The following is a 16,255-nucleotide window of genomic DNA, read 5'->3' on the forward strand; positions in this document are numbered from 1 at the left end:
CGCCCCGGTCCCCCGTCCCCACAGGTAACCGGTGCTTTCCGGGGCCACGCTCCGCTCAGACGCGGCCCCGGAGGTCAGCGGCTCGTCGAGCAGCCCGGAGGGCGGCTCACCGGCCGGCTCAGACCCGGGTCAGCTCACGCGCGTCCCCGGCGTCCGGACCGGCGTCGCCCGCGCCGTTGGCGGTGTCGGCCAGTTCCTTGCGCAGACCCTCACCCTCGACGTCCACGTTGGGCAGCACCCGGTCCAGCCAGCGCGGCAGCCACCAGGCACGCTTCCCGAGCAGCGCGAGGACCGCGGGCACGATGGCCATGCGGACGACGAACGCGTCGAAGAAGACGGCGATGGCGAGCGAGAAGCCGATCATCTTGATCATCGACTCGCTGGAGCCGATGAATCCGGAGAAGACCGCGATCATGATCACGGCCGCGGCCGAGACGACCCTGGCCCCGTGCTTGAAGCCGGTGACGACGGCCTGGCCGGGCTTCTCGCCATGGACGTACGCCTCACGCATCCGGGTGACGAGGAAGACCTCGTAGTCCATCGCGAGACCGAAGACCACACCCACCATGAAGATCGGCATCATCGACATGATCGGACCGGTCTGCTCCACCCCGAAGAGCGAGCCGAGCCAGCCCCACTGGAAGACCGCGACGACCGCGCCCAGGGCCGCGACGACCGAGAGCAGGAAGCCGAGCGCCGCCTTCAGCGGTACCAGGATCGACCGGAAGACCACCATCAGCAGCAGGAAGGCGAGGCCGACGACGAGCGCCAGGTAGGGCAGCAGCGCGTCGTTCATCTTCTCCGAGAAGTCGATGTTCATCGCGGTGGCACCGGTGACCAGCACCTCGGCGCCGGTGTCGGACTTGATGTCCGTACCCGCGTCGCGGATCGCGTGGACCACGTTCTCCGTCTCGACGGAACTCGGCCGGTCCTTCGGGACGACCGTGATCATCGCGGCGTCGCCGGCCTTGTTGAAGGTGGCCGGGCTGACGGCGACGACACCCTTCATGCTGGAGATCTCGTCACCGACCTGCTTCGCTGCGGTCTTGCCGTCGGAGCTGTTCGCCGTGTCGACGACGACCATCAGCGGACCGTTGAAGCCGGGACCGAAGCCCTCGGACAGCAGGTCGTAGGCGCGGCGCTGGGTGGTGCTGGTGGGCTGGGAGCCGTCGTCCGGCAGGCCCATCTCCAGCGAGGCGGCCGGTACGGCGATGGTGCCCAGGCCGATGACACCGACCAGCAGCACCCACACCGGCTTGCGCAGCACGAACCGCGCCCAGCGGGTGCCCATGTTCGGCTTGGCGTCGGGCTTGTTCTCGGCCTCGGCGGCCGCGCGGGCCTTGCGTCCCATGATCCGCTTGCCCACGAAGCCCAGCATGGCCGGGACGAGGGTGAGGGCGATGAGGACGGCGATCGCGACCGTACCGGCCGCGGCGAAGCCCATCTTCGACAGCATCGGGATGTTGACGACCGCGAGGCCTACCAGCGCGATGACGACGGTGAGCCCGGCGAAGACGACCGCGGAACCCGCCGTACCGACCGCACGGCCGGCCGCTTCCTCGCGTTCCCGGCCCTCGGCCAGTTCGGCGCGGTAGCGGGAGACGATGAAGAGCGCGTAGTCGATGCCGACCGCGAGGCCGATCATCATCGCGAGGGTGGAGGTGGTCGAGCCCAGGTCCAGCACGTTGGCCAGCGCGGTGATCGACGAGACGCCGATCCCGACCCCGATCAGGGCGGTGAGCAGGGGCAGCCCCGCCGCGATCAGCGAACCGAAGGTGATGACGAGCACCACCGCGGCCAGGGCGATCCCGATGACCTCGGTGGCCCCGGTCTCCGGCATCACCTGGAGCGCGTCACCGCCGATCTCCACGGTCATCCCGCTCTTCTGCGCCGCCGCGCCCGAGTCCTCCAGGGACTCCCGGGTCGCATCGGTCAGCTCCATCGAGTTGACCTTGTAGGTCACCGAGACGTACGCGGTCGAACCGTCCTTGGAGACGGCCTTTCCGGCGTACGGGTCGACGACCGAGGCGATCTGGTCCGAGCCGGACTTCAGCTCGGCGGTGATCTTGTTGACGTCGGCCTTGTGGGCCGGGTCCGTCATCTTCTCGCCCTCGGGGGCCTTGAAGACGATGCGGGCCGTCGCGCCGTCGGCGCTGGCTGCGGGGAATCGCTGTTCCAGCAGGTCGAAGGCCTTCTGCGCCTCCGTACCCGGGATCGAGAAGGAGCTGGAGGTGGCGGTGGACGCGGAGGCCGCGCCGAATCCGGCGAGCGCCAGCAGTGCCACCCAGATCAGGGCGACATAGCGGCGGCGCCGGAAGGCGAGCCGTCCGAGCTTGTAGAGGAATGTGGCCACGAGGGCGTACTCCCGGTCAGGTCGTTGAGTGGAAAAGGGCGTGAGGAACCAGCCCGACGACGAGAGCGGCGTGTCAGGTGGGGCTTTGGGGAGAGGGCCGTGGGGACGGCGGTCGGTCAGACTCCGAGAGCGGGGAGAATCACGGAGTCGACGTAGTCGAGAAGGAACGCCTGATCCACCGGGCGGTCCTCCACCAGTTGCCGGGCGGCGAGCGCGCCGACCAGCATGTGCGGTACGTACTTCAGCGCCGGGTTGTCCGGACGCAGTTCACCCCGGTCCACGGCGCGGCGCAGCAGCAGGTCGAGACCGGTCATCTCCGGTTCGATCAGCAGTTCACGCAGGGCATGGAGGAGATCGGGGTTCTCGTGGACGGCATGGCTCAGACCCCGCATCAGCGCGGCGTCCTTCTCCATCTGACAGTCGTCACTGCGCCCCAGGACGGAGTGGAAGTCACCGCGCAAGGAGCCGGTGTCGACCTGACCGAGGGAAACGGGCTTGTTGTGCCGCATGGCCGTGACGACGAGCTCGGGCTTGCTCCCCCACTGGCGGTAGAGGGTGGCCTTGCTGGAATGGGTACGAGCGGCGACGGCGTCCATCGTGAGGGCGTCGTAGCCGACCTCGCGGAGCAGGTCGAGCACGGCGGCGTACAGCTCGCTCTCACGCTCGGGCGTGAGCCGTGTGCGTGCCATGGGTCGACCTCCTGTTCCTGAGCTCGCGGGTAATACGTACGTCAGTCAATCGAACGAAACTGTTTCGTACACATCGACGGTACCCCGCACCCCCAGCGAAACGGAATCGTTTCGCTTGTGTTCCGCACCACAAGTTGCCGCGGCCCTCTCGCACCGAAAGCATTGGGGGGTGAGTGACGACGTCTCGTATCTCCGGTTCCCGCACCTCCACGAGGATCTGCTCTGCTTCGCCGCGGAGGACGATCTCTGGGTGGCCCCGCTCGTCTCCGAGGGCGAGGCGCCCGGGCGCGCCTGGCGTGTGACCGTCGACCGCACCAGAGTCAGCCATCCACGCTTCTCACCCGACGGGACCCGGATCGCCTACACGACCTGGCGCAGCCTGGACCCCGAGATCCACCTGGCGCCCGTCGCCGGCGGACCGGCCCGCCGGCTCACCTACTGGGGCTCGACGGACGCCCGGGTCTGCGGCTGGACCCCCGACCCCGGCGACAGCGCCCAGATCCTCGCCGTGTCCTCGCACCGGCAGCCGTTCTCGTACTTCTCCTGGGCCTACAGCGTGCCCACGGACGGCAGCCCCGGCGGCCGGCTGCCCTGGGGCCCGGTCTCCGACATCGCCGTCGCGGACATCGACGGCGAGCGCCGCACCCTGCTCCTGACAGGGAAGCCGCCGCACGAGCCGGCCGCCTGGAAGCGGTACCGGGGCGGCGCGACCGGGCGGCTGTGGCTGCACGGCGAGCGGCTGCTCCCGGACATCAGCGGGCACCTCGACTCCCCGATGTTCGTCGACGGCCGGATCGCGTTCCTCTCGGACCACGAAGGCGTCGGGAACCTGTACTCCTGCCTCCCCGACGGCACCGACCTGCGCCGCCACACGGACCACGACGCGTTCTACGCCCGGCACGCCTCCAGCGACGGACGGCGGGTCGTCTACCAGTGCGCGGGCGAGGTGTGGCTGGTCGACGACCTCCGGTCGCCCGACGCCGTGCCCCGCAAGCTGGAGGTCCGGCTCGGCGGCCCGCGCGCCGGCCGCCGTACGTACCAGGTCCCGGCCGCCAGCAACGTCGACTCGCTCTCCGTGGACGAGACCGGCCGCGCCAGCGCCGTGTCGGTGCGCGGCAGCCTGTACTGGCTCACCCACCGCGACGGCCCCGCCCGCACCATCACGGACACCCCGGGCGTCCGCGTCCGGCTGCCGGAGATGCTGGGCAGCGGCGGACAGGTCGCGTACGTCACCGACGCGGACGGCGAGGACGCGATCGAGATCGCCTACCTGCCGCGCGCCAGCGGCGACCGCGCACCGCGCCGGCTCGCCTCGGGCCTCCTCGGCCGGGTCCAGGAGATGATCGCCGATCCGGACGGCGAACGGCTCGCCATCGCCTCGCACGACGGCAGGCTGCTCCTCCTGGACACCGACGAGGAGACGTCCACCGGCGAGCCCACGGAACTGATCCGTTCCGTCAACGGCCCGGTCCGCGATCTGGCCTTCTCCCCGGACGGCGCCTGGCTGACCTGGTCGCACCCGGGCATCGGCCGCTCCCTGCGCAAGATCAAGCTCGCCCGCATCATGGGCCCCGGCTCGCCCACGATCGTCGATGTCACCAACGGCCGCTTCGAGGACGAGAACCCGGTCTTCACGGGCGACGGCCGCTATCTCGCCTTCCTCTCCTGGCGCGGCTTCGACCCGGTCTACGACGTGCACACCGGCGACCTGTCCTTCCCGCTCGGCTGCCGCCCCTACCTCGTCCCGCTCTCCTCGGCGACCCCGTCCCCCTTCGCCCTCTCCCCCGACGGCCGGCCCGCCGCGGGCGGCCTCGACCCGGTGGACTCCGACGAGGCGGGTACGGCGGAGGGCTCCACGGTCACCGTCGAGTTCGAGGGCCTGGAGAGCCGGGTCACGCCGTTCCCGGTCTCCGCCTCCAAGTACTCGGCGCTGTACCCGGTCAGCGGCGGCGGCCTGGTCTGGCTGCGCTGGCCGATCTCCGGCGCGCTCGGCGAGACGTTCGCCAACCCGGCGGACATGTCGGGGCGGCCGACCCTGGAGTACTTCAACATCGCCAAGGCGAAGAAGACCGAACTCGTCGACCACCTCGACTGGTTCGCCGTCAGCGGCGACGCCTCCCGCCTCGTCGTGATGGACGACGGCGAACTGCGCGCCGTCCCCGCGACCGAGCCCGGCGACAACGACTCCACGGTCTACATCGACCTGCGCCGCATCCTGCACGAGGCCGACCCGCCGGCGGAGTGGCGACAGGCGTACGGCGAGGCGGGCCGCATCATCCGCTCCTACTTCTGGGAGCCGGACATGTGCGGCATCGACTGGCCGGCCGTCCTCGACCAGTACCGCCCCCTGGTCGAACGGGTCGCCACACCCGACGAGTTCGCCGACCTGCTCCGCGAGGTCCTGGGCGAACTGGGCACGTCCCACGCCTACGTCTCCCCCGCCCGCCGCAACGAGGGCCCGCCGCACTACCAGCGCGCGATCGGCCTCCTCGGCGTCAACTTCCTCTGCCGGGACGGCAACTGGATCATCCGGCGCATCCTGCCCGGCGACTCCTCGGACTCCAAGGCCCGCTCCCCGCTGGCCGGTACGGGCATCCGCGAGGGCGCGGTCCTCACCCACGTCGACGGCCGCCCCGTCGACCCGGTCACCGGCCCCTACCCCCTCCTCTCCGCCGCGGGCGGCACCACGGTGGAGCTGACCTTCCGCCCCGCCGAGGGCGAGGGCCGCTCCCGCCGCGTGGCGATCGTCCCGCTCGTCGACGAACGCCCGCTGCGCTACCAGGACTGGGTGGCCAAGCGCCGCGAGGTCGTCCGCGAACTGAGCGGCGGCCGCTGCGGCTACCTCCACATCCCCGACATGGGCGGCTCGGGCTGGGCCCAGTTCAACCGCGACCTGCGTCTGGAGGTCTCCCGCCCGGCCCTGATCGTCGACGTACGCGGCAACGCGGGCGGCCACATCAGCGAACTGGTCGTCGAGAAGCTCACCCGCACGATCCTCGGCTGGGACCTGACCCGAGACGCCCAGCCGGTCAGTTACGCCTCCAACGCCCCCCGCGGGCCCGTGGTCGCGCTGGCCGACGAGGCGACGTCCTCGGACGGCGACATGATCACCGCCGCGTTCCGGCTGCTGAAGCTCGGCCCGGTGGTGGGCCAGCGGACCTGGGGCGGGGTGGTCGGCATGACGGGCCGTCACCGTCTGGGCGACGGCACGGTGATCACGGTCCCGATGAACGCGGCCTGGTTCGACACGTACGGCTGGTCGGTCGAGAACCACGGCGTCGAACCGGACGTGGAGGCCCTGCGCACCCCCCTCGACTGGGCGGAAGGCCGCCACGCGGTGCTCGACGACGGCGTCAGGCTCGCCCTGGAACTCCTCGCCGCACACCCGCCGGCGACGCCTCCGACGTACGACACGGCCCCCGACCGGCGGCGCCCACCGCTGCCGCCGCGGTAGGGGGCGGGCGGTACGGCACGGAGGGCGTCGTTCCGCGTCGATGCCTCCCGGGACCGCGTCTCGGTCCGACGGTCTCGTCCTCCCCATGCGTCGGGACCGGTCGCATCCTGTAGGGCTCATGGCGAACCGATCCCGCCAACTCTCCCTCTTCCCAACGGCGTGTTCACCTTCCTTTGGCGGTCGCGCGGCGATGAGATGGGGTCGATCCACTGTGCCCCTCCCCGTGCGCCGCAGGGCCTCCGCCCGCCGGGAAAGCGCTGCCTGAACCGCCTGGCGCGTCAGGGGGAGGCCTGCCTCCTGGTCGCCCACTTCGTTCCCGAGCACTCCTCAGGGCTCGACCTCATCTTCAAGGAGCACAACCGAATGCCAGAGCTGCCGAAACGCAACGTCGACAGGACCGACGGCGCACGGCCGGCCCAGCCCCTTCGAAGCAACGATGCGTTGAACCTCGATTCCGCCCGTGCCGCACTCGCCCGCGCCATCGCGGCGCAGCGCGCCGAGACCGAGGCGGGCGGGAGCGTACCGGCGCAGGGGCCCGCGGAGCCCGGCCGCCCACGGCCCTCCGCGCAGTCGCAGTCGCAGTCGCAGTCGCAGTCGCAGTCGCAGTCGCACGATGGGATACCGCCGACCGCTGCCGCCAGTCGCTGGGCGTTCCTGCGACGGAGATGGGTCCTGGCAACGGCTGCCGCCGTGGCAGTCGTTGCCGTCGTCGCGGGAGTGGCCGTCACGACCGGCGGGGGATCCGGCCGCCAGGCCGACGCACCCGCCGATGGGCTCGTACAGGCCGACGACGTGGACGAGGAAGCCGGGGGCCAGCCGCAACTGCCGGGATCTCCTACGGCGGAGCAATCAGCGACCCCCTCCGTCCCCCCGTCCACCGCCCCCTCTTCGTCATCGGGCAAGAGTGCCCGGGCCACGCCCCACCCGGGCAGGAGCACCACCGCCGCGGGGTCCGGCTCGTCGCCCTCCGCCGACGCCCCCGGAACGGACAGCGCCGCCAAACCGGGCGGTGGCAACCCCGGCAGCTCGACCACGGTGCCCGGCGTCGCCCTGTCCGTCGAGGCCTCGGGCAAGTGCCTGACCGGCGCAGGCTCGGGAGCCCAGCTCGTGGCAGCCCCCTGCGGGGGTTTGGCCGACCAGTCCTGGAGTCCCCGGCCCGACGGCAGTCTGCGCCAGGGCAGCCTGTGCGTGACCGTCACCGGAACCGAGGACCGGACCCCGGTCGTCCTGGCCACCTGCGACGGGTCTTCCGTCCAGCGCATCAGCCTCGGTAGGGCGCTGGTGTCCGCGTCCACCGGCAAGTGCCTGGATCTCTTCGGGGGCGCGAGCGGCACCCAGATCGTGCTCTGGGAATGCAACGGCCGTGACAACCAGCACTGGAGTGCCGCCTGACCGCCGCGCGGAGGCGAGCCCGGAGGCTCCGCGTGCCACAACCGTGAACACCCCGCCCTGTGCGGCTGGAACGCCACCCCGCTCGCTCCAGACCGTCTCCCCCTACAGCCCCCACTTCCCTCGTACCGCAGCAGCGGTGCGCGACCCCGCAGGACGAGTCACCCGCTTATCTCGCGTTGTCCCGACTGGGCGCCGTCGACAAGCGCCTGGGACTCTCCGAGGACGACTGCCGGGCCCTGGAGGAGCTGGCCGCCGAGTGGTTCGCACGCGGCGCGGACGCCGACTACCTCGTCCACACCCTCACCGCCGGGCTGCCGGAAACCGTCGACTCGCCCCGCGGCTTCGTCAAGAAGCGCCTCAGCACCAAGCTCCCGCCCCGGCAGCCCGCCACCTCGGCACCGGCGGCGCCGGGCACGTCAGCACCCCGCCTGATCGTCGAGTGCACCGAATGCGGCGCACTTGGCAGGCCCGAAGCCTTCCGCGACGGTTTGTGCGGCCCGTGCCGCCAACCCGCCGACGCTCCTGCCGCGGAACGAGGCCCGGACATCGAGCGCAGCGTCCAGGCCCACGTGACGCGCCTTCGCGAACAACTGAAGCTCCGCTGACGGTCCCACGCCCCGGCCGGTGGTCACTGACGCACGCAACTCCACGCCGGCCATGTGGCGTCGGCTGCCATACTGCCGTCGTGGATGCCACCCCCGAGCACATGAGCTCCAGGACAGTCGCCGCATGGACGGTCGCGCTCGCTGCCCTCGGCGGAATGACCGGCTTCGTCTGGGGAGGCGGGTTCCTCGCTGTCACCTGCGGCCTGTCCCTGGCAGGCGGTGGTGTGCTGAAGGCGGTTCTGTCCCACCGTCGAGCGGTCGCGACCGCACGGGAAGACCGGGCGGCCGGGACAGCCGCCCCGGGGCACGGCAACGGTGCCGCGGACACGATGATGCTGGGCATCCATGCCTACAAGCACTCCGTGTTTCCACTGTCCGGCCCTGGCGCCGTGGACCCTGCGGAGCGCACGGCACGCCGTGAGGCGGCCTACCGGCTCACGGCCGCCGAGGGAATTCCCCACCCCATCCGTGAGGCCGCGGCCGCCACGCTGGAAGCAATCGACGGCGGCTGTGAACGTGCCGCCCTGTCCGCCGTCGAAGACCTCACGGGAGCCATCCGGAAGCGGCACTGCGACCTGTAGGCACCTCAGGAAAGGCCTGCCGCGGGGAGCGGAACATCCGCGTCGGCTCCGGCGGGCAGGGCGCCGTACGTGGACTTCTCGCCGGCCAGGGGGTCGCTCACCTCGGCACGGATTCGGCCGACCACGGCCCGCGTCGCGGCCCCGTCGCTGGTGGTCATACCGACAGGGCCGCCTCCACCTCCTCCAGCACCTTCTCCGGACGGACCATGCGGGACCGGAGCTCGAGGTCGTCGGGATCGTAGCGACGGCTCACGTCCTCCTCCCACCGGTCCACGGCTTCCTCCAACGGTTCGACGGCCTCCTCCGAGCGGCCGAGCCGGTGCAGGACGAGGCCGTAGTACCCGGCGGCCTCCGTCCAGCACGCGGAGCCTTCCCCCTCCTCCCAGACGGTGCGGAGGAACGGCTCCGCCTCGGCGTACGCGCCCCGCTGGGCCTTCAGCTTGCCGGCGAGCATGGAGTTCAGCAGGGGCCCGCCGTCGGCCGCGCGCACGTACCAGCGCTCGGCCTCCTGGTAGTCGTGGTGGTACTCGGAGAGCCAGCCCATGTGGTGGCACGAGTGGTGGTCCCCGCCCTCGGCGGCCTTGCGGTGCCACGCGTCGCGCAACGGGAAGCGGCGCAGCGCCGCGTAGAGCTCCGCGACGTCGTACGCCGCCTCCGCGTCGCCGGCCTCGGCGGCGGGTTCCATCCAGCGGAGCAGGTAGCGGGCGTTCTTGCCGCGCCAGTCGTTGAGCATCGCCGCGTACTCGTACCCGGACCGTACGTCCCCGGCCTCGGCCCGCTCGCGCAGTCCCGGGAGGCGGCGGAAGTCCACCTCGTCGGCGGCACGGGGACCGCCCTCACGGAGCGCGGCGACCCGGGCGAGCTGCTGGACGGCGTCCTTGTCGTTCTCGCCGAACTCCGCGAACCAGCGCTCGGCCTCCTCGTACCGCGCCTGCCGCAGGCACAGCATCGCGAGGTTCCACTTGGGCGGCTCCTCGCCCGCGTCGACGGCGAGCAGGTGGCCGCGCTCGGCTTCTTCGAGCTCGCCGCGCTGCTCGTGCTTGATCCCGAGCTGTGCCGCGGCCTGCTCGCACCCTGCCTCGTGTGCCCGGAGCAGCAGGTCACGGGCCCGGGGCCAGGACTCGTCGCCGCCGGTCTCGGTGAGGAACAGTGCGTAGTAGAGGCCCGCCCGGGCGCTGAGCGCGGAGGCCCGGCGGTAGAGGGCGTCGGCTTCGGTGGTCAGTCCCGGGTAGTCCGCGAAGTGCTTGTCGAGTGCGAAGAGCGCCTCGACCGCCTTCACGGCGGCCTCCCCGTCCTCGTCGTCGTCGGCCTCCGCGGCATCGAGGCCGGTGGCTGCGGCGGCGAAGGCGTCGCGGAACGAGTCGAAGAGCTGGGACCAGCGGTAGACCGCGATGTCGCCCAGCTCGGTGTCGCTCATCAGGAACTCGGACGCTTCCTCGACCCGCCCCTCGGCCGCCATCAGCTTGCCGAGCTCGATCTTGCAGTCCAGATGCCGCCCGTCCTCCCAGCCCCGCCGGAACCACGCGGCGGCCTCCGGGTCCCCGTCCTCCTTCAGCAGCACGCCGAGCCCGTACGCACTCCCCGAGTGCCGTTCGGCGACGGCCCGGTAGAGCGCCTCCGCGGCAGGCCGGTCGCCCCGGATCTTCCGGTAGCGGGCCAGGGTGTAGTGCGCGAAGGCGTCCCCGGCCGCCGCTGCCTGTTCCCAGTAGGGGATGCCTTCGTCGATGTGCTTCCCGAACACGAAGAAGTCTGTACCCCGTCGCACGGCCTTGCTGTCACCGGCATGAGCGGCGGCGACGAGCGCCTCACCACGAGCCTGTATGTCCTCCGTCATACCCGCATCGTGCCAGGGGCCACCATGTACCGCCCAGCCGAGGGCTGTTGGCCGCTCGGTCACCGTTCCCGAGGGCAGGGTCGACGGCGCCGAGGCAACCGGGGCATGAGAAAGGAGCGACTGCTTCGCGCACTTGGGCAGATCTCTCTCCTCCACGGGATGATGCCGGACAACGCCCGCTGACCTTCGTTCCCTCGCCGCCGACCGCGCGTTCCCGCCCCGGGCCGTGCGACGCGCCCCCGTCGGCGCTTCCAACGGTTTCCCCGACTCAACGAACGATCCTGGTCAGACGTAATACGACTCCATCGCCGCCCGCACCTCCTCCAGCAGCGCCGGTCCCTCCTGCGGCACGGGCGGGCGGCCGTTGCCCGGCCTGATGTCCAGGAGCTGTTCGCCGGAGAGGGCGAACACCACGCGTCGCAGGCCCGCCTGCTGGATGGTGGCCGCACACATCATGCAGGGCTCGCAGCTGGTGTACATCGTGGTGGCCGCCGCCGTGGCCGCGTCCAGTTCCCTCGCCGCCCACCGCGCGAGCTTCAGTTCCGGGTGTGCGGTGATGTCCCGGTCGGTGAGCGTCGTGTTGCGGTCCTCCGCCAGGACCGTTCCGTCCGGGGCCGCCAGCAGCGAGCCGAACGGCGGGTTGCCGCTTTCGCGTGCCTCGGCCGCGAGGGCGATGGCCCGTCGGAGGAGGGTGTGGTCGTCGGGCGTGGTCATGGCTGCTCCTTCAGGTTCAGGTGCGCGGCCACCGCGGCGAGCGCCTGCTGGGCCGGTTGTGGGTGGCTGGTCTCGCGGGGGTCGCCGTTGTACGGGTCGAGGACGACCGTGTCGGCGCCCAGCAGTCGTAGTTGGTCGAGGTCGTCCAGGATCTGGTCGATCGTGCCCTCGCCGGCGAGGCGTTGCGGGCTGGTGACCGGGGTCGCGGTGGGCCGGAGCGCGATCCGGGGAGCGAACGCGGGAACCGGGCGGCTCTCTTCGTACGCGACCGACTTCAGCCGGTCCGTGGCCTCCCGCAGCCAGGGCATCGTGCAGCGCAACGGGTGCCAGGCGTCACCGAGGCGTACGGCCCGGCGCAGGCCCGCGTCGCTGTTGCCGCCGACCCAGAGGGGGATCGTCCCGTTCCCGTACGCGGCCGTGTCGGACCACGCCTCCCGCAGGTCCCGCAGGGCGGTATCGGTCAGCCGTCCCCGCTGCTCGAAGGGGATGCCGAGAGCGGCGAACTCCTGCCGCGCCCAGCCGATCCCGACGCCGAGGACGAGACGGCCGCCGCTGAGTGCGTTCAGGTTGGCCGCCATCCGGGCGGTCAGCAGCGGGTGCCGGTAGGGGGCGATGAGGACCGTCGTGCCGAGGCGGATCCGGGTGGTGAGACCGGCCAGCCAGGACAGGGTGGTGAAGGGCTCGTAGAAGGGCGCCGGGTATCGCTCGGCGACGTCCGGCGTGATGGCGATGTGGTCGGAAAGCATCAGCAGGTCGAAGCCCAGACCTTCCACGGTCCGGGCCCAGTCGTGCAGGACGCCGGGGTCGGTGCCGGGTCCGAAGTTGGGGACGTTCACTCCGATCTTCACCCGGTCGAGCCTAGCCACGTCCTACGGCCCGCCAGAAGAGATTCCTGCCGGTCCGGGCGGAGTTCACCCGTGGATCCCCCGGTAATCTGGGCAGATGGCCGAGAATCTTGACGCGACCGACTGGACGATCCTCGACGAGCTCCAGCGCGACGGCAGGATCGCGTTCACGGAGCTGGCCCGGCGGGTGAACCTGAGCGCGTCGGCGACGACGGAGCGGGTGCGGCGGCTGGAGGCGGTCGGGGTCGTCACGGGATACCGGGCCGAGGTCGATCTGGAGCGGGCCGGGTATGCGGCCCTGGCGGTCGTGCGGCTGAAGTACCCCGGGAGCCGGCACGGGCCGTTGCACCGGATGCTCGACGAGCGGCCGGAGATCCTGGAGTGCCTGCGTACCACCGGGGACGACTGCTACGTCCTGAAGGTGGCGGCCACCTCGATGGCCCACCTGGAGGAAGTCGTCGACGCCCTGGCCGAGTTCGGGAGTACGACCACCAATCTAGTCTTCAGCCGGACCCTGCCGCTGCGCGGCCCGCGGGAGCCCCGGGCGGACCCCACCGCACCGTGAGATTCGGGAGGTGAGATCCGGGAGGGTGCCCACGGGCTTTGGCACTGCGCACTCTCACCGTGCGGCCGTGCCCCGCAGATGATCTCCGGCCCATTCCTCGAAGGTGGTGAGCGGGACGCCCAGCTCCCGCGCGAATTCCGGGCGGGCGGGATGATTGTGCTCATTGAGATGTGACTGGCCGAAGCCCATGTCGGGCATCCCGGCGGCGGTTGCCTCTTCCGCGGTCAGGTCCGGCGCGGTCAGCTCGATGCCGAGGCTGCGAGAGAGGATCGCGGCGATCTCCGTCATCGTCAGACGGTCGCTGGCCAACTCCAGCTCGACACCACCGAATCGCACCGGTTCGACCATGGCTGCCGCGGCCGCCCTGCCGATGTCCTCGACCGCGACGAGGGACAGCCGGGTTGCCGGCTTGAGCAGGCTCACCAGGCCACCCTCGACCCCGCGGGGGAACACGATCTCCTTGGCCGGCAGGAAGTTCTCCATGAAGAAGCCCGGCTTGATGAGCGTCCAGTGTGTGAAGCCGGCCTCGCGCACCCGGTCCTGGATCCCGGCCTTCGCGGTGTAGTAGGGCTCCATCCAGGCCCAACGGCCTTTGACCCAGCTGACGTGCTGCCCCGCACCGGAGACGGATGTATGCACGAACTGCGGCACTCCTGCCGCCTTCGCGCCCTCGATCAGGTTGACGGCCTGCTCGAGCTCGCCTTCGAAGGCGCGCCCGTTCACGTCGGGCATCTGGACGGAGAAGACCGCGCGGGCCCCTTCGGCAGCCCGGGCCAGGGAGTCGCGGTCGTCGAGGTCGCCGGTGACCAGCTCGGCGCCGAGTGCTTCGACGGCCTTCGCCCGGGCGGTGTCCGGGCTGCGGACCAGCGCCCGGACGGGAACGCCGGTCGCGAGCAGTGCGCGGGCGGTGGCGCCGCCCTGCTGACCCGTGGCTCCGACGACCAGGGCAGGGGAGGATTCCGAAGGCATGGCGCTCCTCAGGTGGTGACAGGATATGTGGCGGGCCCCGCCACTTACGCTTCGGTACGATACGGAGGACCCCACCACTTAGCAAGGCCGGAGATGACGCCATGACCGTCCAGCGCGCGGACGCCCGGCGCAACTACGCACGGATCCTCGCCGTCGCCGAGGAGGAGGTCGCCGCACACGGCGCCGATGCCTCCCTGGAAAACATCGCCCGCACGGCCGGCGTCGGATCGGCCACCGTGCGCCGTCACTTCCCCGGTCGGCAGGCACTGCTGGAGGCGGTGTTCAGCGAACGGATCGACGCCCTGGTCGCCCGCGCCACGGCGTCGGCCGGGGCACCCGACGCCCGGGCGGCCCTGCTGGAGTGGCTGGGCGCGCTCACCGCGTACGCCTCCTCGGCGCGGGGCCTGGCCGAGGCGCTGACCCTGGCCGGAACGGACGACCCGGACCACGCGCCCGCCTGCTGTTCGGCGAAGCTCGCCGCGGCCGCCGACCCGCTGCTCCAACGCGCCGCGCAGGCCGGTGCGGTGGCGCCGGGCGTGACCGCCGCCGACCTGGTCACCCTGGTCACCGGCATCGTCCTGGCCACGGAACATCACCAGGACCCCGCCGCCGAGGCGAACCGACTGCTCGACCTCACCCTGCGGGGAGTCATCCCGCGGGGATGAGAGGGGAAAGCGGCCGCCGAGGGCAGTGAACGACCGGCCGATACGTACGGCGCCCGCACCACGCGGAAGGGGCGCGCCCGGAACGAACCGGGCGCGCCCCTCAGCACGTAACGCTCAGATGCGCGACGTCAGCGGTCGAACTTCTCCCGCATGTCGTCCGCCGCACCCTGGGCGCGGTCACGACCCTGCTCGGACGCCTCGCGGGCCCGGTCGGTCGCCTCCTGGCGACGGTCCTGACCCTGGCCCTGGCGCTGGCCCTGGCGCTGGTCGTCGCCCTTGCCGCCCTTCATCTTCTTCTGGCCCTGGTCGGCGAGCTCCTGCGCCTTGTCCTTGAACTGGTCGGCGATGCCCATGCTGTTCACTCCTATGTGGGGGTGCGTGGGGATGGCCCCGTGGGGGCCTCGACCAGACTTACACGCGGGGACATCCCACGCATTTCGATCACTTACGCTGCGTATCCGTCGCCGCCCGCGAGGCCCGTTCGTCCTGGTCAGCCGCGCCTCCGGCCCCCACGAGCCCCTTGCCGACCCCCTCCAGCCGGGGACCGAAGCGCTTCATCTCCCGCCGGCCGACCACGCCGATCAGGCTCGGCAGGTAGCCGCGTACGGACTGCATGCCGCGCAGCCACCACTGGGCGTACACATGCGGGGAACGCCGCTCGATCCCGGCCACGATGCGGTCGACGGCAGGGCCCAGCGGGTACGTGCGGTTGGACGGCCACGGCAGGCGCTGGCGGAGCTCCCGCATCACGTCGTCCTCGTCCGCGCCGCGCACCATGTCGGTGTCCGTCCAGGAGAGGTAGCCGACGCCGACCTTCACGCCCCGGTAGCCGACCTCCGCGCGCAGGCTGTGCGCGAACGCCTCGACGCCCGACTTGGAGGCGCAGTACGCGGTCATCATGGGCGCCGGCGTGATCGCGGCGAGGGAGGCGATCTGGAGGAAGTAGCCGCGGCTCTCCATCAGGACCGGCAGGAACGCCCGGCCGGTCACCGCGCCGCCGATCAGGTTGACCTCGATCACCCGCCGCCAGGCCACCGGGTCGGAGTCGACGAACGGTCCGCCCGAGGCGACGCCCGCGTTGGCGACGACGACGTCGACCTTCCCGAAGCGCTCCTTGACCTCCTGCGCGACCCGCGCCATCGCCTCGTGGTCGGTGACGTCCGCGTGCCAGTGGTCGCTGTCCCCGTGCAGCCGCTCGGAGACCTTCTTCAGCTCGTCCGGCTCCAGGCCGACGAGCGCCAGTATCGCGCCGCGCGCCGAGAGCTTGCGCGCCAGCAGCTCGCCCACACCGCGCGCGGCGCCCGTGACGACGACGACCTGTCCTTCGAGACTGCCCCTGCCGCTCATACGACCTCCTCCTTGCCGTCGATGTGGGTCGCGCCCCGTACCGGGAGGTACGTGGTCACCAGTTCCCGGATCTTCGCGGTGACGGTCTCCGGCGCCTCGACCGGCGTCATGTGGCCCATGCCCGTCAGTTCGGTGAGGCCGAGGCAGTCGGGCAGTGCCGCCGCGAGCGCCCGGGCGTGGACGGGCGGGGTCAGCCGGTCGTCCGTACCCGCGATCACCGCGGTGGGCACCCGCAACTCCCG

General features: G+C 71.5%; 16 protein-coding genes. 6 read left to right on the forward strand and 10 right to left on the reverse strand.

What is annotated here, in order from left to right:
* Positions 1–118: 118 nt before the first annotated feature.
* Both EAO72_RS22645 and EAO72_RS22650 read right to left on the reverse strand, forming a co-directional pair.
* Entirely contained in the window at positions 119–2,353 is a 2,235-nt protein-coding gene (locus EAO72_RS22645) for an MMPL family transporter (RefSeq protein WP_148019111.1), read from the reverse strand.
* Positions 2,354–2,469: 116 nt separating this feature from the next.
* Positions 2,470–3,042 carry a TetR/AcrR family transcriptional regulator gene (locus EAO72_RS22650; protein ID WP_148019112.1) on the reverse strand — a complete coding sequence of 191 codons (573 nt, stop codon included), beginning with the start codon at positions 3,040–3,042 and terminating at the stop codon, positions 2,470–2,472.
* A gap of 169 nt (positions 3,043–3,211) precedes the next feature.
* Between EAO72_RS22650 and EAO72_RS22655 the strand changes: the two genes are divergently transcribed.
* The 4 genes from EAO72_RS22655 to EAO72_RS22670 all read left to right on the forward strand — a co-directional run bounded on the left by EAO72_RS22655 (position 3,212) and on the right by EAO72_RS22670 (position 9,074).
* Complete coding sequence (locus EAO72_RS22655) at positions 3,212–6,496, forward strand: S41 family peptidase (protein WP_148019113.1); 3,285 nt, start codon at positions 3,212–3,214, stop codon at positions 6,494–6,496.
* A gap of 690 nt (positions 6,497–7,186) precedes the next feature.
* Positions 7,187–7,888, forward strand: a complete 702-nt coding sequence (locus tag EAO72_RS42115; RefSeq protein WP_187285178.1) for an RICIN domain-containing protein — start codon at positions 7,187–7,189, stop codon at positions 7,886–7,888.
* 176 nt (positions 7,889–8,064) lie between these two features.
* Entirely contained in the window at positions 8,065–8,493 is a 429-nt protein-coding gene (locus EAO72_RS22665) for a hypothetical protein (RefSeq protein ID WP_148019115.1), read from the forward strand.
* A gap of 101 nt (positions 8,494–8,594) precedes the next feature.
* Positions 8,595–9,074 (forward strand): hypothetical protein, encoded by a 480-nt coding sequence (locus EAO72_RS22670; protein WP_148019116.1) that lies wholly within the window; start codon positions 8,595–8,597, stop codon positions 9,072–9,074.
* Between the two features lie 5 nt (positions 9,075–9,079).
* Here the strand turns inward: EAO72_RS22670 and EAO72_RS42120 are convergent, their stop codons facing one another.
* The 4 genes from EAO72_RS42120 to EAO72_RS22685 all read right to left on the reverse strand — a co-directional run bounded on the left by EAO72_RS42120 (position 9,080) and on the right by EAO72_RS22685 (position 12,470).
* The gene (locus tag EAO72_RS42120; protein ID WP_187285179.1) at positions 9,080–9,232 is read right to left on the reverse strand and encodes a hypothetical protein; all 153 of its coding nucleotides are present in this window, start codon (positions 9,230–9,232) and stop codon (positions 9,080–9,082) included.
* Complete coding sequence (locus EAO72_RS22675) at positions 9,229–10,908, reverse strand: tetratricopeptide repeat protein (protein WP_148019117.1); 1,680 nt, start codon at positions 10,906–10,908, stop codon at positions 9,229–9,231. The genes EAO72_RS42120 and EAO72_RS22675 overlap by 4 nt, the downstream gene beginning before the upstream one ends.
* A gap of 285 nt (positions 10,909–11,193) precedes the next feature.
* Positions 11,194–11,622, reverse strand: coding sequence for a nucleoside deaminase (locus EAO72_RS22680; RefSeq protein WP_148019118.1), 429 nt, complete (start codon positions 11,620–11,622; stop codon positions 11,194–11,196).
* Positions 11,619–12,470 (reverse strand): LLM class flavin-dependent oxidoreductase, encoded by an 852-nt coding sequence (locus EAO72_RS22685; protein ID WP_148019119.1) that lies wholly within the window; start codon positions 12,468–12,470, stop codon positions 11,619–11,621. Before EAO72_RS22685 ends, EAO72_RS22680 begins: the two co-directional genes overlap by 4 nt.
* Before the next feature lie 94 nt (positions 12,471–12,564).
* Here EAO72_RS22685 and EAO72_RS22690 point away from each other — a divergent pair, with 94 nt between their 5' ends.
* Entirely contained in the window at positions 12,565–13,032 is a 468-nt protein-coding gene (locus tag EAO72_RS22690) for an Lrp/AsnC family transcriptional regulator (RefSeq protein ID WP_148019120.1), read from the forward strand.
* Between the two features lie 54 nt (positions 13,033–13,086).
* On the opposite strand, the gene EAO72_RS22695 is transcribed toward EAO72_RS22690, so the two are convergent.
* Positions 13,087–14,001, reverse strand: coding sequence for an NmrA/HSCARG family protein (locus tag EAO72_RS22695; protein ID WP_148019121.1), 915 nt, complete (start codon positions 13,999–14,001; stop codon positions 13,087–13,089).
* Positions 14,002–14,102: 101 nt separating this feature from the next.
* Here EAO72_RS22695 and EAO72_RS22700 point away from each other — a divergent pair, with 101 nt between their 5' ends.
* Positions 14,103–14,666 carry a TetR/AcrR family transcriptional regulator gene (locus EAO72_RS22700; protein ID WP_148019122.1) on the forward strand — a complete coding sequence of 188 codons (564 nt, stop codon included), beginning with the start codon at positions 14,103–14,105 and terminating at the stop codon, positions 14,664–14,666.
* Positions 14,667–14,794: 128 nt separating this feature from the next.
* Here EAO72_RS22700 and EAO72_RS22705 read toward each other — a convergent pair whose 3' ends face one another.
* The 3 genes from EAO72_RS22705 to EAO72_RS22715 all read right to left on the reverse strand — a co-directional run.
* On the reverse strand, positions 14,795–15,019 hold the full coding sequence (locus tag EAO72_RS22705; protein ID WP_148019123.1) for a hypothetical protein: 225 nt from the start codon (positions 15,017–15,019) through the stop codon (positions 14,795–14,797).
* 88 nt (positions 15,020–15,107) lie between these two features.
* A complete protein-coding gene (locus EAO72_RS22710) occupies positions 15,108–16,013 on the reverse strand; it encodes an SDR family oxidoreductase (protein ID WP_148019124.1) in 906 nt (301 codons plus the stop codon).
* A partial coding sequence (locus tag EAO72_RS22715) for an alpha/beta fold hydrolase (RefSeq protein ID WP_222724119.1) occupies positions 16,010–16,255 on the reverse strand: 246 nt, incomplete at its 5' end. The genes EAO72_RS22715 and EAO72_RS22710, both read right to left, overlap by 4 nt.

Source organism: Streptomyces sp. OR43 (assembly GCF_008042275.1).
Taxonomy (GTDB): Bacteria; Actinomycetota; Actinomycetes; order Streptomycetales; family Streptomycetaceae; genus Streptomyces.